This is a genomic window from Aliiroseovarius sp. D2-2 (assembly GCF_055809455.1).
This window is the reverse complement of sequence record NZ_CM147913.1, coordinates 1,067,399-1,087,070: the sequence shown is the minus strand read 5'-3', so window position 1 is coordinate 1,087,070 and position 19,672 is coordinate 1,067,399. Positions and strand designations below refer to the sequence as shown.

General features: G+C 56.8%; 17 protein-coding genes. 6 read left to right on the top strand and 11 right to left on the bottom strand.

The features are described from left to right. Positions 1–3 precede the first annotated feature (3 nt). Together AC0L6A_RS05340 and AC0L6A_RS05335 are read right to left on the bottom strand one after the other, a co-directional pair. Positions 4–2,238, bottom strand: a complete 2,235-nt coding sequence (locus tag AC0L6A_RS05340; RefSeq protein ID WP_473292681.1) for a xanthine dehydrogenase family protein molybdopterin-binding subunit — start codon at positions 2,236–2,238, stop codon at positions 4–6. A gap of 2 nt (positions 2,239–2,240) precedes the next feature. Then, a complete protein-coding gene (locus AC0L6A_RS05335; protein WP_473292680.1) occupies positions 2,241–2,699 on the bottom strand; it encodes a (2Fe-2S)-binding protein in 459 nt (152 codons plus the stop codon). Positions 2,700–2,981: 282 nt separating this feature from the next. Here AC0L6A_RS05335 and AC0L6A_RS05330 point away from each other — a divergent pair, with 282 nt between their 5' ends. The 3 genes from AC0L6A_RS05330 to AC0L6A_RS05320 all read left to right on the top strand — a co-directional run bounded on the left by AC0L6A_RS05330 (position 2,982) and on the right by AC0L6A_RS05320 (position 7,080). Further along, entirely contained in the window at positions 2,982–4,658 is a 1,677-nt protein-coding gene (locus AC0L6A_RS05330; RefSeq protein WP_473292679.1) for a cytochrome D1 domain-containing protein, read from the top strand. 109 nt (positions 4,659–4,767) lie between these two features. Then, positions 4,768–6,594, top strand: coding sequence for a NapC/NirT family cytochrome c (locus AC0L6A_RS05325; RefSeq protein ID WP_473292678.1), 1,827 nt, complete (start codon positions 4,768–4,770; stop codon positions 6,592–6,594). Positions 6,595–6,660: 66 nt separating this feature from the next. After that, on the top strand, positions 6,661–7,080 hold the full coding sequence (locus AC0L6A_RS05320) for a cupredoxin domain-containing protein (protein WP_473292677.1): 420 nt from the start codon (positions 6,661–6,663) through the stop codon (positions 7,078–7,080). Positions 7,081–7,092: 12 nt separating this feature from the next. Here the strand turns inward: AC0L6A_RS05320 and AC0L6A_RS05315 are convergent, their stop codons facing one another. The 9 genes from AC0L6A_RS05315 to AC0L6A_RS05275 form a co-directional block, all read right to left on the bottom strand. Continuing rightward, positions 7,093–7,791, bottom strand: a complete 699-nt coding sequence (locus AC0L6A_RS05315) for a Crp/Fnr family transcriptional regulator (protein WP_473292676.1) — start codon at positions 7,789–7,791, stop codon at positions 7,093–7,095. Positions 7,792–7,932: 141 nt separating this feature from the next. Beyond that, positions 7,933–8,832, bottom strand: a complete 900-nt coding sequence (locus AC0L6A_RS05310) for an FAD:protein FMN transferase (RefSeq protein WP_473292675.1) — start codon at positions 8,830–8,832, stop codon at positions 7,933–7,935. Continuing rightward, the gene (locus AC0L6A_RS05305; RefSeq protein WP_473292674.1) at positions 8,829–9,347 is read right to left on the bottom strand and encodes a nitrous oxide reductase accessory protein NosL; all 519 of its coding nucleotides are present in this window, start codon (positions 9,345–9,347) and stop codon (positions 8,829–8,831) included. The genes AC0L6A_RS05310 and AC0L6A_RS05305 overlap by 4 nt, the downstream gene beginning before the upstream one ends. After that, complete coding sequence (locus AC0L6A_RS05300; protein WP_473292673.1) at positions 9,344–10,165, bottom strand: ABC transporter permease; 822 nt, start codon at positions 10,163–10,165, stop codon at positions 9,344–9,346. The genes AC0L6A_RS05305 and AC0L6A_RS05300 overlap by 4 nt, the downstream gene beginning before the upstream one ends. After that, the gene (locus AC0L6A_RS05295; RefSeq protein ID WP_473292671.1) at positions 10,162–11,058 is read right to left on the bottom strand and encodes an ABC transporter ATP-binding protein; all 897 of its coding nucleotides are present in this window, start codon (positions 11,056–11,058) and stop codon (positions 10,162–10,164) included. The genes AC0L6A_RS05300 and AC0L6A_RS05295 overlap by 4 nt, the downstream gene beginning before the upstream one ends. Then, positions 11,048–12,307 carry a nitrous oxide reductase family maturation protein NosD gene (locus tag AC0L6A_RS05290; RefSeq protein WP_473292670.1) on the bottom strand — a complete coding sequence of 420 codons (1,260 nt, stop codon included), beginning with the start codon at positions 12,305–12,307 and terminating at the stop codon, positions 11,048–11,050. The genes AC0L6A_RS05295 and AC0L6A_RS05290 overlap by 11 nt, the downstream gene beginning before the upstream one ends. Positions 12,308–12,311: 4 nt before the next feature. Beyond that, positions 12,312–14,225, bottom strand: a complete 1,914-nt coding sequence (nosZ, locus tag AC0L6A_RS05285; protein WP_473292669.1) for a TAT-dependent nitrous-oxide reductase — start codon at positions 14,223–14,225, stop codon at positions 12,312–12,314. Continuing rightward, positions 14,222–16,363 carry a 4Fe-4S binding protein gene (locus AC0L6A_RS05280; RefSeq protein WP_473293385.1) on the bottom strand — a complete coding sequence of 714 codons (2,142 nt, stop codon included), beginning with the start codon at positions 16,361–16,363 and terminating at the stop codon, positions 14,222–14,224. Before AC0L6A_RS05280 ends, nosZ begins: the two co-directional genes overlap by 4 nt. A 59-nt stretch (positions 16,364–16,422) precedes the next feature. After that, positions 16,423–16,914, bottom strand: coding sequence for a hypothetical protein (locus AC0L6A_RS05275; protein ID WP_473292667.1), 492 nt, complete (start codon positions 16,912–16,914; stop codon positions 16,423–16,425). 550 nt (positions 16,915–17,464) lie between these two features. Between AC0L6A_RS05275 and cobA the strand changes: the two genes are divergently transcribed. From cobA to AC0L6A_RS05260, 3 genes are read left to right on the top strand one after another with little or no spacing between them, the layout of a single operon-like run. Next, entirely contained in the window at positions 17,465–18,226 is a 762-nt protein-coding gene (gene cobA, locus AC0L6A_RS05270; protein WP_473292665.1) for a uroporphyrinogen-III C-methyltransferase, read from the top strand. Then, positions 18,219–18,524 carry a c-type cytochrome gene (locus AC0L6A_RS05265; RefSeq protein ID WP_473292663.1) on the top strand — a complete coding sequence of 102 codons (306 nt, stop codon included), beginning with the start codon at positions 18,219–18,221 and terminating at the stop codon, positions 18,522–18,524. Before cobA ends, AC0L6A_RS05265 begins: the two co-directional genes overlap by 8 nt. Next, positions 18,521–19,672, top strand: coding sequence for a cytochrome D1 domain-containing protein (locus AC0L6A_RS05260; protein ID WP_473292662.1), 1,152 nt, complete (start codon positions 18,521–18,523; stop codon positions 19,670–19,672). The genes AC0L6A_RS05265 and AC0L6A_RS05260 overlap by 4 nt, the downstream gene beginning before the upstream one ends.

Genomic DNA, 19,672 nt, shown 5'->3' with positions numbered 1-19,672 from the left:
CCCTCACACAAACCCAAACCTCTCGCCAAACGGCATCTCGGTCGGCCGTTCGCCCGTCGCCTGAAAAATCGCCTCGGCCAGCGCAGGTGCTGCGGGCGGCACGGGCGGTTCACCGACGCCGGTCACGTAGTCCCGGTTCTCCATCCCACGCACAAACACCTCGGGTGCTTGATTGTTGCGCAGGCCTTCGAAGTCAAAGAAGTTCTCTTGCTCGGCCATGCCGTTGGCATAGGTGATTTGGCTGTTGATCGCGTGGCCAAGGCCCCAGATCACGCCGCCTGCGACGAGGTTTTCGAAATTCACCGGGTCGACAACTTTGCCCACTTCGGCGGCGACCCAAACCTTGTCCAGTTTGATGCCGTCCTCGCCATTCGTGATCTCAATCACCTGCGCGCAGGGGGTGCCGAAGGACAGGCAGAAGGCCACGCCACGGGCTTTGTTTGCAGCAAGTTCGCCGCCCCAGCCGGACATCTCGGCCACAGCTTCCAAAGTCTTGCGCGACGGATCGTCGGTCATCAGGCGCAAGCGTTCCTCGACCGGGTTGGCCCCGGCCTCATGAATAAGCGCGTTCAGGAAATTCTCATGGAAGAACCCGTTTTGCGACGCCCCGACCGAGCGCCATGAACTAACCGGCCCCAGCTTCGGTGCACGATAGCCAATCACGCGGTAGTTCGGGATCGCATAGGGCTGATCCCACAGGCCTTGCGTGATCGTGGTGTCTGGACCCGGAACCGGGAAGCCCTGACGTTCAACCATCTGGCTGTCCATGATCGAGGGCGAGGCGACCTTGATCTCTATCGCGGTCACTTTGCCATCGGCCACAGCCCCACGCCCACGCATCATCGCGATGGGCCGGGTGAAGTCCTGAAGCGTGTCTTCCTCGCGCTTATAGGTCAGTTTGACTGGCGTGCCCTTCATGGCCATCGCCAGTTCGGTCGCGCGTTTCACCACCTCGTCTTCCAGACGGTGCCCAAAGCTGCCGCCCATCATCAAGATGTGCACGTGCACGTCATCCGCATCTATACCGGTCATCTTGGCGACGCTGGCTTGCGTCATGCGCGGGATCTGGTTGCCGGTCCAGACGTCCACACGGGTGTCGGTAACCAACACGGTTGCGTTCATCGGTTCAAGCGGAGCGTGCGCCAAATAAGGCGCGCGGTATTCGGCTTCGACCGTCGCCCCTGCCCCGTCCACGTCACCGTCATCACGCGGGGTTGCGTCCGCATCGTCTGTATCAATCGTGTCTTCCAGCGCCTGCCAGTGTTCAGATTGCTGGGCCGGGTACGGCGCCGCGCCCCATTCGACTTCGATCGCATCGACGGCCTGAAATGCACGCCACGTGTTGTCGGCAATCACGCCCACGCCGCCCGTCACCGGGATCACCTTCTGCACGCCGCGCATGGCTTGTGCATCAGCGGCATCAAAGGACAGCATCTCGCCCCCTTTGCGCGGGTTCACGCGAACGGCCGCATGCACCATGCCCTCCATCCGCATATCAATGCCATAGCTTTGCGTGCCGGTGGATTTCGCGACCATATCAACGCGCTGCATCGGCTTACCGACCAGACGCCACTGGGTCGAGGGGCGCAGGGTCACATCTGTCACGGGCTCGATTTCTGCGGCCTTAGCTGCGAGCGCTTCATAGGGAATGCGCTTGCCGTCGGGCAAAACCACGGCACCGCGTTCCGTTTTCAGCTGCGTGATGGCGAGGCCAGACATTTCGGCCGCCGCTGCCTTCAAAGTTTCACGCGCAACGGCACCTGCCACGCGCAGTTTTTCAAACCCGTCTGGAACGGTTGTCGAACCACCCGTGATCTGCATACCCATCAGCTTGATCACAGCGCCCATGAACCCGCGCATGGTTTCAGCCGCCATACCCCGATCGGTGGATGGGAACGGCACCCCTTCGGCAGCAATGGCCGTGTTCCAATAGGCGGGCGATGGCGGGCCGGGATCGACATTGATCTGGTCCAGCTCAACATCCAGCTCTTCAGCGATCAAAGCCGCTTGAACCGAGTACGCCCCTTGCCCTTTGTCAGCACGCGGGGTGATCAATGTGACACCATCCGCGTTGATCAGCACATAAGGTGTCAAAGCCGCCGTGCCGTCGCCCGGATCATCGTTCAGAGGATTATCTGCAGGTTGTTGGTACTTATAGTAACCAAAGGCGACACCGCCTAGAAAGGCTGCCGATCCGACAAGGAAAGTGCGGCGTGCAATCGTTCCGATGCGTCCCATGATCAGCCCTCCTGCAGGTTTTGAGCGGCGGTTTTTACCGCGGCACGAATGCGTGGATAGGTACCACAACGGCAGAGATTTCCGGACATGGCGTCGTCGATATCAGCATCACTTGGAGACGGGTTGTTGGCCAGCAAATCAGCGGCCTGCATCATTTGCCCACCTTGGCAGTAGCCACACTGCGCCACCTGATGCTCCAGCCACGCTTCCTGAATAGCGTGCAAATTGTCAGGGTTTCCCAGCCCTTCGATTGTGGCGACTGGGCCGTCCACATCAGACATCAATGTCTGGCAAGATCGGACCGCGACACCATCCACATGAACCGTACACGCCCCACAGGCAGCAACGCCGCAGCCATACTTCGGACCATCAATTTTCAGCTCGTCCCTTAGAACCCACAACAGTGGCATGTCATCTTCGACATCTACGTCGTGCGTAACCCCATTAACCGTTAGCTTCATTGCGATGGTCCTTTTTTGGCTACGGTTCGAGTCGTTTTGCCATCTGACAAAACACTAATGACCGCCGGTCATTAATACTGGCCACAGATACCTGCAGCCTGCAAGCCAAAATCTTGCTTTGTGAGCTTCAATAGGGATTTGAATTGTCCAGTCCGTTCGATTGGGACCTAGATCAAGAGCAGAGATCTCACTTTTTCGAGAGCTTCGTTGACTATTGTCAAGTTGCTAAGCCTCTTTTGGGCGCACTGTCCTGTTGCCTCACCAAGCAAACGGAGAGTGATCATGTCACTTGGAAACACCCAAAAGAAAATCCGCAGTTCGCTAGGGATCGGCTTTGCCATGATGCTCGGCACCGTTGCAATGCCGGCATTCGCCGAAGGACCAACGCTGAGCGATGAAGCATTTGAAGCTTCCAAGCAACTTTACTTTGAACAATGCGCAGGCTGTCATGGTGTACTGCGAAAAGGTGCGACGGGTAAGAACCTCGAACCACATTGGAAGAAGACCGCTGCCGACGGCACGATGACCGAAGGCGGTACACTTGCCCTTGGCCAGGAACGTCTTGAAAAGATCATTACCTGGGGTACCGAAGGCGGTATGAACAACTTCTCGGACATCATGACCGAGCAGCAAATCAAAGATATGTCGACCTATATCATGATGGATCCGCCCAAGCCGCCAGAAATGTCGCTTGCGCAGATGAAAGAGACCCGCAAGGTCTACGTCGAAGAAGCTGACTACCCGACCGAGCCACTTCATGGCCGCAACTGGGAAAACTTCTTCGTCGTCATCGAACGTGATGCTGGTAAAGTTGCTGTCATCGACGGCGACACCAAAGAAGTTCTGGCCCACATCCCGACCGGCTATGCCGTGCACGTGATCAAGGCCTCAGAGCACCACAAGATCACCGAACCTGAACAGCCCGGCCGCTTCTGGTACACGATGGGCCGTGATGGCAAGATGACCAAAATCGACCTCTGGCAGACACCGGACAAGATGTTGGTTTCAGAGGTTAAAGTTGCCTATGACGCACGTGACGTGGCCGTATCCGGCGACGGTAAGTACATCATTGGTGGCGGTTACTGGCCTCCGCACTTCGTGATCTCGGACGCCAAAACGATGGAACCGCTGAAAGTCGTATCGACCCGTGGCGTGAACACCGAAGGTGACTATGTAGAAGAAGCCCGTGTGGCCGCGATCTACACCACACCGAACGAGCCAACATGGCTGGTCGCTGTGAAGGAACTGGGCCAAATGTGGCAGGTCGACTATTCCGACCTGGACAACCTGCGTATTGACAAAATCGACACTGCACGGTTCTTGCACGATGGCTTCTTTGATCCGACAGGTCGCTATTTCCAAATCGCCGCAAACGCGTCGAACCAGATGGTCGTAGTTGATAGTAAAGAGCGTAAGCTTGAAGCCATCATCGACACCGCCGCATTGCCGCACCCCGGCCCCGGCGCCAACTGGGAAGATCCGAACTGTGGCCCGGTTGCAGGTACAACCCACCTTGGTGTTGGTACTGTAACGGTCTGGGGCAACGACCCCGAAGGCCATCCGGACAACGCTTGGAAAACTTGCTACGAAGTTGAAACCGACGGCGCGGGCCTGTTTATCCGGACCCACCCGAACTCCAAGTACTACTGGGCTGACCAAACGAAGCACCCAGAGCCTGAAGTTCAGCAATCGGTTCAGGTCATCTCGAAAGAGACTGGCGAGATCGTGAAAACCATCCAGGTTACAGATCAAGAAGGTCACGCTGCTGTGCACTTCGAGTTCAACGCAGACGGCACCGAAGTTTGGGTGTCGAACTGGAACCTGTCAGACTCGCTTGAGCCAAACGGTGAGATCGTGATCTACGACGCTGAAACGCTGGAAGAAAAAGCCCGCGTGAAGGGTCTGTATGCCCCGACTGGTAAGTTCAACGTCTTCAACCGTTCGAACCACGTAACCTAATCGTGAGTTCAAAGAAAACCAAAGGGGCGGGCACTACGCCCGCCCCTTTTCTGCTGTGCCTCAGCACATACCAACCAGCCATTAACCCAGCCAGTACGGAGCTCGGATTATGACCAACGGTCAAGAACCCAAAAAGCCACTTTGGCGTCGATATTTCATCTGGGGTATGCCGCTTGCAGGCATCGCAGGCGTCTTCGTTGCCGGCATTATCTTCTGGGGCGGGTTCAACACCGCCATGGAAGCCACGAACACCAAAGATTTCTGCATCTCGTGCCACGAGATGGAGGATTACGTTTACCAAGAATACAAAGGCACCATTCACGACGTGAACCGGTCTGGCGTTGGCGCAGTTTGTTCTGACTGCCACGTTCCGAAGGACTGGACCCACAAAATGATCCGCAAGATCAAAGCTTCGAAAGAGCTGTGGGGCAAGTTCACCGGCAAAATCAACACGCCTGAAAAGTTCGACGCTCATCGCCTGCAACTTGCGATGAACGAATGGGAGCGCATGAAGAACTCAGACAGCCGCGAGTGCCGTAACTGTCACCACTTCGACAGCATGATGCCTGAATACCAAGCTCCGCGTGCCCGTCAACAACACCTCAACGCGATGAAAACCGGTCAGACATGTATCGATTGCCACAAGGGCATCGCACACCTTGATTTGCGTGACCGCGCCGATGAGGAATACTTGGAGGCCTTGGAAGCTCCAAACCCAAAGTACGCCCGTGAAGTACCTCAGGCCTATCTGGATAGCCTTGCCCGAATTGAGGCGAAAGAAGCTGAAGAGACCGCGGCCCGCAAGGCCGACGAAGAAGCACAGAAAGCGCGCATCATGGCGGCCGTAGAAGCCGCACGTACAGATGAACGTGCCAAGGTCGAAGCCGAATTGGCCAGTTCTTCAGGCGCGACGACTGATGCCGCTACTGGAACCCCAGCCGCCGCTCCGTCTGGTGACACTGTTGCCGCGAATGTGGTGTGGGACAGCGTGCCCACAACTGATTTGGGCTTGTTCTATCCGGGCCAAGCCTCGTTTGAGTGGGTGCAAAACGGTAAGCAACACGGGGGGGCCCGTCCGCTGACCAAAGGTGGAGATCAATGTACAACCTGTCACGCTCAAGAGCTTGAGACGATCGGCAACAAAATCGTTGCAGGTGGCGGCGGTAAAGGTGACGGGCTTGAGCCGACACCGATCCCTGGCAAACGCGGCTTCATCAATGCCTCGTTGCAAGCAACCTATGACGATCAGAACGCCTATTTCCGTCTGCAATGGACGGATGGCGGTCACAACCCTGCCCCGTTTGTTGATGGCGGCAAGATGGACCCCGACAACCAGATCAAAGTAGGCATGATGATCACGGGATCCGGGATTGAACTGGGTCCACAAGTTGGGTGCTGGGCAAGCTGCCACGCCGACAACACCTATATGCCGTTCGATCCGGGCGCCGAGGCGATCTCAGCGAACAGCGCTGTTGCTGCTCAGCTTCAGGCTGACCAAACGATCACCAAATATCTGGCCGAAAGCCGGACTAAGATCGAGGTCAAAGGCCGCCGTGGCAAGGCGCAAGGTGGTTGGGACCAACTGAAAGACACCGCTGAGGTCGACCAACTTCTGGCCGATGGCACTTACTTGGATCTGTTGCGCGTCTATGCCGATGGCTCGTCTTCAAACGGGTATCTGCTGGACCGGCGTGTTGTGAACGATGGTGAAATGGCTGCCGAGGCGAACCTTGCCCCGGATGGCACTTGGACCGTGACATTCTCGCGGCCCCTGACCGGAGGCGCAGGAGACGTCGCCTTGGAAGCAGGCACAACTTACACAGTTGGCTTTGCGATCCACGACGACTTTGCCGCTGCGCGGTTCCACCATGTGACGCTGAACACGACCTTAGGGTTGGATAATGCAGAAGCCGCGATTAACGTGGTCGCACAATAAAAAACTGACGCGGCGGTGGCCTCAACCCGCCGCCGCGTTTTTTTTACACGTAGGAAAGGATCACCAATGACACGCATCTTGCACAAACTGGCCCTGCCCTTCACCGTCGCACTTTGTGCAGCACTTCCTGTTTTTGCCGACGACGACAAAACCGCCGCCATCTGCGCCGAAGCAGAAGAACGCTATGTCGAGCTGATCGGCGCACCCTCCGTGGACGCAGAAGGCGTCACCGTAGTGAAAATGTACAAATACAATTTCTGCCCTGCCGAACTGGTGGTTCCCGTCGGAACCACCGTGCGCTGGGTCAACGTGGACAAGCGCACGAGCCACAGCGTCATTGTCCCGAACGAGCCTGAAAGTGATCGTGCGTTTCCCGAGGAAACCATAGAATTCACGTTCATGACCGAAGGTGATCAGGAATACCTATGTGGCCCACATTGGGAAACGCAGAAGATGATCGGGATGGTAACGGTTGGCGGTAAATAGGCCGACTGAAGCTCACCGCATCCACGCCTGTGCGGGATCTTCTTCACAATAGATCCGCAGATGCTCGATATCATCAATTTTGGCGCGGTTCTGTTTGACCCGAACCCCCTCATCCTTCAGCCGTGCAAAGGCTCGGCTAAGGCTTTCTGGCTTCATACCAAGACGTCCCGCAATCAAAATCTTGTCGTAAGGAAGAACAACTTCGCATGCGCCTGTTTGGCATTCCGCAAGTTCGCAAAGGAACTCGGCCACCCTTTGGGCGCCGGTGCGCGCTTTAAGGGCTTCGATCTGAGATACCAGGTTGTGCAGATGCACAAAGGTTGCTGACAATAGCGAAATTGCGGTTTCTGGCGTTTCCCGAATTCGACGTAGATAATCCTCGGCATCAATGCGCAACAGAGTGCATTGCGTCACCGCTTCTGATGATACTGGATATACATCGCCCTGAAAGGCCAGCGCTTCGCCAAAGCTGCGCCCTTTGGTGAACACACCCACAACAGCTTCGGCCCCGCTTGGTGCAATACGATAAAGCTTTGCCCAACCATCCACCACGATGAAGATGGCGGTTGCCCGTTCACCTTGTAAAAAGACTGTCTGACCACGGTCGTAGTTGCTCACGCTGGCGCGCGAGAGCAATGCTTCGGCATCATCCGATGGCATACTGCTTAACAGCAAAGACTGATGCGCCACCGCCTTATGCTCTGGCTGCATATCTGGCTCCCCTAGCTTGATATGTTAATGAATACGCTTTTCTAAGGCCGCATTGCAACCGGCCTGAAAGGTTCATGAATTGGGCGTGAATGTCCGTGGGACCGTCCTCACTCTGCCCCATGAGGGCACGAGGAGGGAAAGCTAAGCCTGTTCGAGATACTCTAAACGAGCACCTTTGAAGGCCTGAACAACGTCAACCGATCGGGAGGCTGGAACAAGGCAAAGCGCTGTGGAAAGCCCATCGGCAAGCACCGCACGAGGCGCAGATACAGACACGATTTTCGCACGCGCGCGCATTCCTGTTGGGGACAAGATATGACCATTGCCAAGACCAATGGTCATCGCTTCAGGGACAGAGGTTGCGACGGCTCGATCATGCGCGGTCAACCGGTGCACCAACGTGCCATCGGGCAATGCCACGCCAATGTTCCAAGGGCCGCTTGGCCCGTTTCCGACAGCCGCAATTTCCCCCATGTCGACCAACACGTTATGAAGCCCATGGCGTTTCAAAAGGTCAACCACAGCATCCGTGACCGCACCCTGCGCGATACCATTCAGGGTCAACGCCCCTGCGTCGGGCAGACGGACACTGCTTGTGTCAAAGTGCACACGAGACCAGCCTACTGATTGTTTTGCTTGGGTAATTTCGCCTTCACCTTTGTTCAACGCAATGGCGCTCCACAGTGGTTGAATGCTGGGATCAAACGCGCCGTCGCTTGCAGAATGCAGCGCAGTGCACAAGCTGAGGACGGACAGAAGCTCGGGCGACGGTGCTGATAACTGCCCGTCCCGGTTCAGGCGAACAAGTTCTGATGTGTCCTGATACAGGCTGAAGATTGCCTCCAGCCGCGCCAGTTCAGCTTCCACCGCTGTGAAAATGGGCTGCGCTTCAGCATCGTTTAAGCCCGCAAGTTGCATCGACACTGGCCCGCCCAATGCCCGCCCGGTCCAGCGGGCCACTGAAGAGGCCGCAGCCGCACCCGGCATGGCGAAGGCAGCCGCAGTAATGGCCAGGAAACGACGGCGATCAAGACGGCTCATGATGGGGTCTCCAAAGTCAGGGATAGGTCGACAGGCGCTAAAACGGCGTCGTCCGGAATGGTGTCCAAGGTCAACATCTTGCCGCCATAGGTTTCGATGAACGAAGCGGCGGCTTCGGGATTAGCAAACGGCACAATTTCAGGGGCACCCATGCCGCCCGCAACTGGTGCGCCGACAACGAAATTTGCCTCTTCTGCGGGGATCCAGTTAGAGATACCTGGTTCCGCCCAACTGGGGGCCACGCCCATGTCACTGACGTAGACGGCCGTAATTGCAGCCTCGCGTTCAGGGCTTTTCAGATAGGCCATCAGATCGCGCACCTGCGCAAAGAACAGCGGGGCGGGAAAGCCTTCCAAATGGATTTGCCCCTTGGGGCCACCGTGTTCCGCAATGTTCATCTGGCAGAAGTAACTGAGGGCCTGATCAGTTAGATCGGAAGGCGATGGCGGGGCCTTCGCCTCGTCCTCATTACAAGCGGCCAGTGCGAGCACGGCCAGAAATACGATGCGCTTCATGGCTCAACCCTCTGAAAAGCAGCGCGCGCCATCAAGAAGGCGAGCACAGGCCAGATCACCAGCGACAAAGGCGCGGCCCAAGCGGGCAAGGTTTGCGCAGCGCCGGCCATGCCAGATGCCAGTGCAACCCCGTCTGAGGCCGCAATGTTCCACACGCGGAAAGCGTCTGCTGGGTTTGCAACCATCAGCCACGGGAAGATCGAGCGGGTGAAGCTACCGCCGCCATCCATCACAACCGCGCCCAACAGGCCGAGGTCGTAAAGCACAACGAAAACAAGCCACAGGCCAGCCGACAAGCCCGCCGCAGCGGTCGCGCTGCGTGACAAGGCCGACACAAGATAGCCAAGCGCCAAAAATACCGCGCCCAGCAAGATCGAGGTCAGGATGAGGCGTACAAGGGCAACAAGGCTTTCAGCGCCTGCCCCACCGAACCATGCGGCGACCGCTCCGGCGGTTCCGAAGCCGACAGTCATTGCGAACGCGAGAGCGGCCAGATGGGCTGCGAACTTGCCTAGCAAGATTTCTCCTCGTCCGGCGGGATAGGACAAAAGCAGCGACAAGCTGCCCCGTTCGGCTTCGCCCGCGATGGCATCAAAGCTGATCATCAGGGCCAAAAGGGGCGCAAGATACACTGACAGCGTGGTCATCGACGTGACCGAAACGGTCAACATATCAACGCCCAACGTCCCTGTTGGCGCACTGCCTGCAAAGGTTAGTGCCAGTGCGAACAGAACCATGATGACGGTTGCCATCAACAGCCAGCGGTTACGGCGCAGGATCAACATCTCGGTTGCGGCTATAGATAGGAAACGGGTCATTGTGTCCCCTCCTTGGCGTAGTGGCGATAGAGGTCTTCAAGCCGTGGCGGCATCATCTCGATATCCGCAACCACCTCGCCCATCGCGGCGACATCGCGCAGCCGGGCCATTTTCTGATCCGGTGCACAAAGGATTTCCACCGAAGCTCCGTTGATACGTGTGCCGCCGGTTGCTTCGGCAATCTGATCGGCATGCGCACCAGTTGCCCGAATGCGTAGTTTTGTCGGCAGACCAGCTTTGGCTGACAGGCTTTCAAGAGTGTCATCTGCCACCTTCACGCCTTGGCGCAGAATGGCGATCCGATCCGTCTGGGCTTCAACCTCGGTCAACGCATGGCTGGCGATCAGAACCGCGGTTCCCTGCCCGGCCAGCTCATCGATAATGGCATACAGGTCTTGGCGCGAAATCGGGTCGAGCCCGCTTGTCGGTTCGTCCAGAAGCGCAACCTTTGGACTACCAAGTAGTACCTGTGCCAACCCAAGCCGTTGCCGCATGCCTTTGGAATAAGCGCCAATTCGGCGATCCATGGCATCGCCCAACCCTACGCGATCCAGCAGACCGGGAACATCCGCAGCCTGCCCATCAAGGCGCGCAAACAGGGTTAACTGTTCGCGGCCCGTCAGAGCAGGGTGGAAGCTGACCGCTTCGGGGAGGTAAGCGGTCAGCCGTCGGGCCTGAGCAGAGCCGGGCTTCGCGCCATCGACGCGTATCCGGCCCGCCGTGAGTGGAGTCAGGCCCAAAATTGTTTTGATCAGGGTCGATTTTCCGGCCCCGTTATGACCCAGAAGCGCCACGCGCTCGCCGGGTTGCACGATCAGGGACACGTCATCCAAAACGGTCGCGTTACCGCGATCCTTCCGGACGTTTTCAATAGTCAGTGCGTTATCCGTCATGGGGCACCTTTGCGATTGCAGGCGGTCTCGGTGCCTGCATGAGTGGGTGAGAGTCCACCACCCCGCCCGGTAAAAGCGCGGGGAAAGCGGATTGAGACCAGCGCACCAGCTGAACAGCCGGAGAGCCAAGAAGCAATTTTGCGGCGGGTTGGGTCCACAGCACGTGATCCATGCTGTCATTAGGGCGATAGGGCGCGTCGGCCACGCCGTCTCCGTCCACGTCAAACGCAGCGAAGTCGGACCAGTGGTTGCCCTGCCCGTCCTCGGACCATTCGACCCATTTGGTCGACACGTACTTTACCTGAGTGCGATTGCCGATGAAGCTGTTGCCAACGATCCGGTTGTCATCGGACCCGGCGGTGAAGTGAATGCCAATTCCGCAGCCCTGAAACCAGTTGCCCGAGAAGTCGTTTTTATTCGAATTGTACAAGAATGTGCACTTCTCAGCCGCATTCTTCACATAGTTTCCGGTGATCACCGACTTATTCGCATAGTTCAGCATGACCCCGTGGTCGCGGTCATTTATCGACACATTGTCGGTCACCTTTACGCGGGTCGAGAACATGACTGCATAACCAAGGTGATTACCGATCGATACATTGCCCGTGACCTCGGAATTATCGGCATACATGTAATGCACGGCAAATCGCAGATCTCGGAAAGTATTGTTTCTAAATATGTTTTTCTTAGACGAGTTAACGAAGATGCCGTCACGGCCCCAACGAACCTCGTTTCCTTCAACAATCGCGCCGGGCGCGTTCCAGACGTAGATGCCATTGCCACGCGCATTCATGCGGCGATCTTGGCGGCCTTCAATGCGGTTTCCTGACACTCTCGCATCATCTGCACCGTGAATATCGATGCCATAAAGGTTGCCTAGAAGGACATTGTCGCGAATGACAGGGGCGTCGGCGGTCTTCAAAAGTTGGATACCGCTGTCGATGCCTTCATGCTCAGAACCTGAGCCGATCACGGTCAGCCCTTGAACGGTCACGTCATCACCGGTCACTGTGATTACGCTGCCCATGCCCTGCCCGTCGATGGTGGCATAGCCACCGCCGTCAAGCGTGATGGGCTTGTCCAACACAACAGTCTCAAGATAGGTCCCGGGCCGCAGGCGAAGCGTGTCGCCTTCTGCGGCCCGAGCCAGTGTTTCAGCAATGGCTCCCGGCGTTACGGGCACGTCCCAATCAGCCGCCTGCAAGCAGGAAGCGGAAAGAACAAATCCAAGGGTCAGGAGCCAGCGCATTGTCTTATGCGTCCCGTGGCTCGACCATCATCCGGCCGCGCATTTCCATGTGGAGCGCGTGGCAGAACCACTGGCAATAGAACCAGTGAACGCCCGGACGATCCGCAACGAAGGTCACCGACGCAGTTGCCATTGGTCCGACTTCCATGGCGACACCGAAGTTGGCCATACAGAACCCGTGGGTCACGTCGTCCACGTCGTCAAGGTTGGTCACATAAACCGTAACTTCGTCACCCTGCTTCACAGTGAACTTCTCAAGCGAGAAGGTCGGCGCGATCGAGTACATGTAGACACGTACTTTGGTGGGATCGTCCTTATCCCGGATGATCTCGTCCGAGCCTTCTTCCAGATCGACGCCATCGGCTTCGGCCTGTTTGCGGGCATCTTCCCACATCGGGTCATTGCGATCCCAAACGTTAACTGGGTTTACGATGTCGCGGCGAACAATGATTGAATCGTGCGGCTCGGCGAAGGTCGGGCCATCATGGACCACCTTCATCTTGTCGCCAGTGATATCAATCAGCTGCTCGTTTTCAGGCTTCAACGGGCCCACGTTCAGGAAGCGGTCTTTCGAGAATTTGTTCATCGAAATCAGCCATTGACCATCGGCATCCGCAGTTTCACCCATCGAGGTTGAGTTGTGACCGGGCTGATAATGCACGTCCACTTTGTCAACGATCGGATCAACTTCTTCACCCGCGTAAGCTTTGATCGCCTTGGCGATATCCCACTTCACAACCTGGCTGTCCAAGAACAGCGTGGTGTAGGCATTGCCGCGGTTATCAAACGCAGTGTGTAGCGGTCCAAGACCCAGCTCAGGTTCAGCAACGATGCACGAACGCTCATCCGCACCAGCAAACACGTCATCCAACTTGGTCACATCGATCACCGAAACGGTGGGCGACAGTTTACCATTGATCATGATGTGCTGTTTGTCAGGGGCCGCGTTTACGCCGTGTGGCGAGTTCGGGATCGGAATGTAACGGGTGTAGTTTTTGTTCTGACCTTTACGGCCATCAACAACTTTCACGCCTTTCATTTCCGTATAATCGCCGTTCTCGATCGCTTTCTCGATCTCTGCGATGTTGAACACAACAACGTGGTCCAGCTCGTTCTCGGTCATCTCGGGCAGGGTCATCCCCATTTCCGAGTTGTACGAAGTCGAGAAGGCGTATTTGCCCTGATAATCACAATCAGTGTTATCAAGGTTGCCCGAGACAATCACCTGCCAAGCCACTTCCATCTCGTCGCCATCAATGGCGGTGAAGATGTTCACATACTGCTCTGGCTCGTCCAGGATTTTGCCGTCGTTAACCAGCGGTGCTTCGTGCTCACCGTTGGCGAAAACATAGCCAGTGCGCGGGAATTTCTGCGGACGCAGGCCGTGGATGTCATGCGCGTTCGGGATCTCGATGATCTTGTCGCATTTCATCACGTCACAACGCACACGAGCCACACGGGTGTTGGCTTTGTCGTTCATGAACAGGAAGCGACCGTCATAGGTGCCATCTGTGAAAGACATGTGTGGGTGGTGCAAATCGCCGTTGTCATAAGTGACTTTGTTGTTCGACGCCAAGAACTGCTTGGTTTCAGGCAGAAGGCCTTCGGTCAAAATTTTCAGCAATTCATTTGTCTGGCCCCAACCGGTTGCCGAGCAACGGTTGAACACTGGGATACGCATGAATTCACGCATGGACGGCACACCCAAGATGCGCAGTTCGCCGGTTTGGCCCGAAGACCAGAAGCCGTAATAATCGTCCAGTTCACCTGGTTCCAGATGCGCGTTGGCAGCTGCACTTGCTTCTTTGGCTGACATCAGTGTCGAACCGATACCGGTACCTGCGAAGACCGCGCCCGTAGCGGTGGCCCCCAGCATACCCCGGCGGGTCATTGAGAGTTTTTCGTTCTTATCAGTCATTGTGTTTCCTCCTTAGGAGCTGTCGTTCTTTTGGCGTTTGGATGGTTCGCCGGTGGTTTCTTTGACGGGATATTCAGGTCCGCCACGCCGGTCTTGGCCCGCCGCTTAAGCGTGCGGATGACCACCGGACATTTTTCGGTCGACTGATAAAGAACCTGACAATGCAGGCAGTCGACACACTCGTTTGGATTAATTTCGCCCGTTGGATGGATGGCTTGAACGGGGCACTCGTTACTGCAGGTCTGACAAGGGTGCCCGCAGTCGTGATAGCGTTTCAGCCAGTCAAACATCCGCATCCTGGCAGGTATCGCCAGTGCTCCGCCCAGTGGGCAAAGATAGCGGCAATAGAAACGCTCGATAAAAAGCCCGGCGATCAGAAGTACGACGGCAAAGACCACGAAGGGCCATTCGCGCACGAACTTTAGAATGATCGCGGTCTTGAAAGGCTCGACCTCGGCATAGGTCTCGGCCAACGGGATGGACACCATGGACAGCCCAAAGAGCCCAAAAAAGATCATGTACTTGATTGGCCAAAGGCGTTCATGCAGACCCCAAGGCAAGGTCCATTGCGGCACTTTCAACGCTTGCGCGGCTTTGTTCAAAAGCTCCTGCAACGCGCCGAAGGGGCACAGCCAACCACAATAGGCACCCCTGCCCCAGAAGATCAGGGCAGCCGCCACGGCAAACCATTGGATGAAGACCAGCGGGTCCATCAAGAAGGCATCCCATGTAAAGCCAGACCGCAGGCTGCCGGCCAGCGCCATCAGGTTTACGATGGACAGCTGCGCGTTTGCGTACCAGCCAAGGAATACCAGCGTGAATGTCAGATACCCGATGCGGAACCAGTAGAAGGCGCGCGCATTGCGGGTAGCGTGGAACTGGAAGAAGAACGCACCAGACAGCACCAAAAGCATGACGCCCAGCACGCCAATCTCGACCGTTTTGTCTTTCCAGATGCGTTTCCAGAGCGCCGATTTGGCAGCGGCTTCGGCTTCGGCGTCATCAACAACGGGTGCGGCAGCGGCAACCGGCATCAGGAAGCGATCAGGCAGTTTGTAGCCCAGATCGAAAGTCAGGAAGGTCTTTTCTACTGCGCCAATCGCGCGCTGCGCCAGCAACTGCAGGCGAAACGGTTCGGCGGGATTGAACTCGGCCTCTGCAGGGATTTTGAACAAGTCAAGTTCAGCAAAGCTGGGGCTGTCCGTGGTGGCCAGATCGCCCAAGCGGCGCTGCTGCTTGTCAAAAAAGCGCACCGAATTGTCGCCTTGGATCAGCTGAATGCGGTCAAAGATACCGCCGCGCACATATCCAGAGCCCTTGAAACTATACGCCCCGCGCCCCAGCAAAAGGATCGCGTGTTCACCTTCTTCCAGCCAGCCCGTCAGGTTGGCATACTCAGCGTCGCCCAACAGCGACTTGCCGATCGAAGGCACGGACACGACCGCCATGTGCATGTCGATGAACGTATCCTCAGGCGCACCACGTTCGGGGCGTGCGATGGCTTTGGGGTCGCCTGTCGCTTCAAACGCCGCGTTGATTTGACCTATGTCCAGCGTCAATCGGCGCACCGACCCGTCGCCAGACAAAGTTGCCCAGTCTGAAATCGTTTCGTTCGCAAGATCAATCTTGCGCTTCGGCCCATCAGCCTGACGCGGAGACAACCCGCCCAGCCCCAGCGCACGCGCCACTTTAATGCCACCACGCACAAGACTGTCATCGATCACCATGATCGTAACGGTCGCGCCCGAGATAATATCAAGGTCGTGGGCTCCGCCGCCCGCAGCGGCTTCGGCTTTCAGGTCCAGCCCCGCATAGCCTTCGGTCAACTTGACCATCTTCGAGTTGGGAATACCAATCAGAACAATGGGTTCCGAGTGCTTTACAAGCTTCACGCCTGTCAGGATTGCTTCAGGGTCAATCGCTGCAACGACATGGATGGGTTTGCCCGAGTACCCGGTCGTTCCAACGAAGTCCGAGGTCAGGAACGCGTAGGCAATCGTCTTGCCACCTTTTAGGATCGGGGCGACGGGCACATCTTCACGGATGGGTCCAAACGCATCAGCGCCGGGGGCCAATTCAGCAGGTGTCAGGTCTGGGAGGAATTTGGCAAGGCTGTCCGCCTTTGCGGTATCGGTCATGACCCCAGTTAGGATCAGGACAATGGCACAGAGCCAAGAATGGATTGCGCGCTTTATGTTCACAGCGCACCTCCTTTTAGATGAGGGATTACTGTGAATGCGCCACGCGCGGCGCAGTTCGATTTTCCAGTTTTCGCGGCTGGAGGTCCACGGGTTTCAGGCCAAGCTCGTTCTTGGTTCAAACCAAGGGTTTGGGTGTGCAAAACTGTTGCCTGGGTCAAACCGGAACGATCATAACTTCTTCCATCCTGTCCGTAAGACAGGCCAGTCATAGAAGACGAACAGATTACGCAATTGGTGCAATCCTCACAGCACTTGTGGTCGCTTTCCGGATCGGAATCGCCGCTGCTCAGATCAACCTGAATATAAGTCCCACCTTCATCGGCACAAATCTCGATCCACGTCATATTACTGGCATGCCCGAGCGAGGCGGTGAATGGCTGTAACACCAGCGCCATAGCGCCCAACAGTGTAAGGAAAGCACGAAGAGACAGGCGACCACTGCGGTCACCTGACGTGTTCGTTTCAATCCTATGCCTGCGGAAAAGCATCCATGGCTCCGGTTACTGATTCCATGAAACAATTAGGCGAATCCACAGGCCTCGCCTTGACAAGGATCAAACATGCACATGTGAACTTTCGGGGACAGAACACACCAGCGAACCAACTCTTATATATTAATAACAAATAGATACGGACATCGTGTATGATAGAATTCCAACCAAATTAAAGATCATTAACTCGTGCAGTTTTTAATCCAGAAGCTCTCAACAGCAACCAGTCGTTCCTAGCTAGCATGCTGAACATTGTTCGTTGCCTGCTTGGGTTTCATGATGGCGAACCCACGGCCTTGGGTTCTCGAACTCATAATCATCGAGGCATCGTAGATCGGTTTTTGCGGAACAACTGGTCAATACAACCGTTCCTTCTTCCACTCTCTTAACATTCGTCAAGGAACATAAATCATCAAAGGCCCATCTTATTCCCACAAACCGGCCCATGCCTCACCCGCTGGCGATGTTTTAATTGGCGCGACCCCGCGCTTTCGTCTCTCAGTTGGTGTGTGGCGTCCAGCCAGCCATTTGACGAGCGAGAGAGAATATGACCGGTAAAGTATACCTGATCGGCGCAGGCCCCGGAGACCCGGAACTGATGACCATGAAGGCCACCCGCATGCTGTTAGAGGCCGACGCGGTGGTCTATGATCGCCTAGTCTCGGACGAGATTGTGGGCATGGCGCGTGCGGATGCGAAGATGATCTTCGTCGGTAAATCGTCCGACCGTCACACAGTTCCGCAAGACGGCATCAACGAAATTTTGGCCGAAGAGGCGCGCGCCGGGCGAACTGTGGCCCGTCTTAAAGGCGGTGACCCCCTGATTTTCGGGCGTGGCTCGGAAGAGGCCGCGCATTTGCAGGCCCAAGGGATCGAGGTTGAATACGCCCCTGGCATCACTGCGGCCCAAGGTGTGGCCAGTGTGACAGGCGTGCCCCTGACCCATCGCGGCTTGGCGACAGGCGTGCAATTCGTGACCGGGCACCGACAGGCCAATGGTGTGTTGGACCTTGACTGGAAACGGCTGGCCAATCCCGACACAACGCTGGTCGTCTATATGGGCGTGGCCAACATCGGTCAGATCGCTGTTGGCCTTATGACCGAAGGCCTGCCCGGTGCGACGCCTGTTATGGCGATCTCGAAAGCCACCTCGCAAGACGAACAACGCATGATTTCGACCCTTGATCATGTGGCAACGGACGCGCGCGAGGCTGGGCTTAAACCACCAACGCTGTTTGTCATCGGCAAAGTCGTCACGCTTTACGCAGGCGCCCTGCCCAGTCCCGCACAAGAGGTCGCCCATGCGTAGCCACTTGGCACTGCTGCTTCTGACCGGGGCCGCCTATGCAGGCGAACCCGCCTTGGATCAGACGGCGTTGACCCGTCTGGTGCATCAGGATTGCGGCTCGTGCCATGGGTTGACGCTGAAAGGCGGGCTTGGGCCGGACATCCGGCCCGAAACCATCGAACATTACGACGCCGAGGTTCTGACGACTGTCATCCTCGACGGCATTCCCGACACCGCGATGCCCCCATGGCGCCCCCTCATTTCCGAGCAAGAGGCCGCATGGATCGCAGAGTATCTTTTGAAAGGGGAAACCCCATGAAAACCCTGATTTCCGCCATCGCGCTTGCCGCCACTCTGGGCACCGCTGCCTTCGCCGAGACCATCGCCACCGGCGACTTGGGTCTGGTGATCGAACGCGCCAAAGGGTCCGTCCTTCTGGTCGATCAGTCCGAGCGCGCGTCGCTTACGCGGATTGAAGGGTTGGGTGATTTATCCCATGCCTCGATGGTTTACTCCCCAGACGAGCGTTTTGCTTATGTGTTTGGTCGCGACGGTGGCTTAACCAAAGTCGACATCGTGGAACGCAAGATCGCGAACCGCGTTGTTCAAGGAGGCAATTCGATCGGCGGTGCGATTTCGGATGATGGCAAGCTTGTTGCGGTATCAAATTATGAACCCGGCGGCGTACGCGTCTTTGATGCCGACACGCTGGAATTGGTTGCAGACATTCCAACAGGATCGAAAACAATCGGGCTGGTCGACGCCCCCGGTCGCCGTTTCGTGTTTACCATGTGGGACACGGGCGAGACGTGGATTGCGGACATGTCCGGTGAAGGCGATCCCACAATCACCAAAATCCCCGACATGGGCAAAAACCCCTATGACGCGTTGGTCACCGGAAACGGTCGCACCTATATCACCGGGCTGTTTGGCGAAGACGGTCTGACCGCGCTGGATCTGTGGGCAGACGATCCCCAGCCGATCCGCGTACTGCCAAACTATGGTCGCGGGCAGGAAGATATGCCGGTTTACAAGATGCCCCACCTGGAAGGTTGGGCGCTGACCGGATCCGAATTTGTGCTGCCCGCCGTGGGCCATCACGAGGTTCTCTGGATCGACGCAAATACACTTGAGGAAACTGGCCGCACCAAGACCTATTCCCAACCTGTATTCGCAATGGCCCGCCCCGATGGCCGTCAGGTCTGGGTCAACTTCGCCCACCCCAAGAACGACACCATTCAGGTGATCGACACCGTAACGAAAAAGATCATCCACGAGTTTAAACCCGGCCCCGCCGTGCTGCATATGGAGTTCACCTCGCGAGGCCATGAGATTTGGGTCAGCGTGCGTGATGAGAACAAGGTGAAGGTCTATGACACCCACACGTTCGAACTGCTGCGCGAGATTGAGGCCGACAGCCCCTCGGGCATTTTCTTCACCGCCCGCGCGCACCGGACGGGGCTGTAA

What these genes read in the sequence shown, in the direction of transcription:
- nosZ (WP_473292669.1), bottom strand. Translation starts at nt 14,225, where the DNA reads ATGACTGATAAGAACGAAAAACTCTCAATGACCCGCCGGGGTATGCTG.
- AC0L6A_RS05330 (WP_473292679.1), top strand. Translation starts at nt 2,982, where the DNA reads ATGTCACTTGGAAACACCCAAAAGAAAATCCGCAGTTCGCTAGGGATC.
- AC0L6A_RS05305 (WP_473292674.1), bottom strand. Translation starts at nt 9,347, where the DNA reads ATGAAGCGCATCGTATTTCTGGCCGTGCTCGCACTGGCCGCTTGTAAT.
- AC0L6A_RS05265 (WP_473292663.1), top strand. Translation starts at nt 18,219, where the DNA reads ATGCGTAGCCACTTGGCACTGCTGCTTCTGACCGGGGCCGCCTATGCA.
- AC0L6A_RS05310 (WP_473292675.1), bottom strand. Translation starts at nt 8,832, where the DNA reads ATGAGCCGTCTTGATCGCCGTCGTTTCCTGGCCATTACTGCGGCTGCC.
- AC0L6A_RS05315 (WP_473292676.1), bottom strand. Translation starts at nt 7,791, where the DNA reads ATGCAGCCAGAGCATAAGGCGGTGGCGCATCAGTCTTTGCTGTTAAGC.
- AC0L6A_RS05320 (WP_473292677.1), top strand. Translation starts at nt 6,661, where the DNA reads ATGACACGCATCTTGCACAAACTGGCCCTGCCCTTCACCGTCGCACTT.
- AC0L6A_RS05335 (WP_473292680.1), bottom strand. Translation starts at nt 2,699, where the DNA reads ATGAAGCTAACGGTTAATGGGGTTACGCACGACGTAGATGTCGAAGAT.
- AC0L6A_RS05290 (WP_473292670.1), bottom strand. Translation starts at nt 12,307, where the DNA reads ATGCGCTGGCTCCTGACCCTTGGATTTGTTCTTTCCGCTTCCTGCTTG.
- AC0L6A_RS05340 (WP_473292681.1), bottom strand. Translation starts at nt 2,238, where the DNA reads ATGGGACGCATCGGAACGATTGCACGCCGCACTTTCCTTGTCGGATCG.
- AC0L6A_RS05275 (WP_473292667.1), bottom strand. Translation starts at nt 16,914, where the DNA reads ATGCTTTTCCGCAGGCATAGGATTGAAACGAACACGTCAGGTGACCGC.
- AC0L6A_RS05300 (WP_473292673.1), bottom strand. Translation starts at nt 10,165, where the DNA reads ATGACCCGTTTCCTATCTATAGCCGCAACCGAGATGTTGATCCTGCGC.
- AC0L6A_RS05325 (WP_473292678.1), top strand. Translation starts at nt 4,768, where the DNA reads ATGACCAACGGTCAAGAACCCAAAAAGCCACTTTGGCGTCGATATTTC.
- AC0L6A_RS05280 (WP_473293385.1), bottom strand. Translation starts at nt 16,363, where the DNA reads ATGACCGATACCGCAAAGGCGGACAGCCTTGCCAAATTCCTCCCAGAC.
- AC0L6A_RS05260 (WP_473292662.1), top strand. Translation starts at nt 18,521, where the DNA reads ATGAAAACCCTGATTTCCGCCATCGCGCTTGCCGCCACTCTGGGCACC.
- AC0L6A_RS05295 (WP_473292671.1), bottom strand. Translation starts at nt 11,058, where the DNA reads ATGACGGATAACGCACTGACTATTGAAAACGTCCGGAAGGATCGCGGT.
- cobA (WP_473292665.1), top strand. Translation starts at nt 17,465, where the DNA reads ATGACCGGTAAAGTATACCTGATCGGCGCAGGCCCCGGAGACCCGGAA.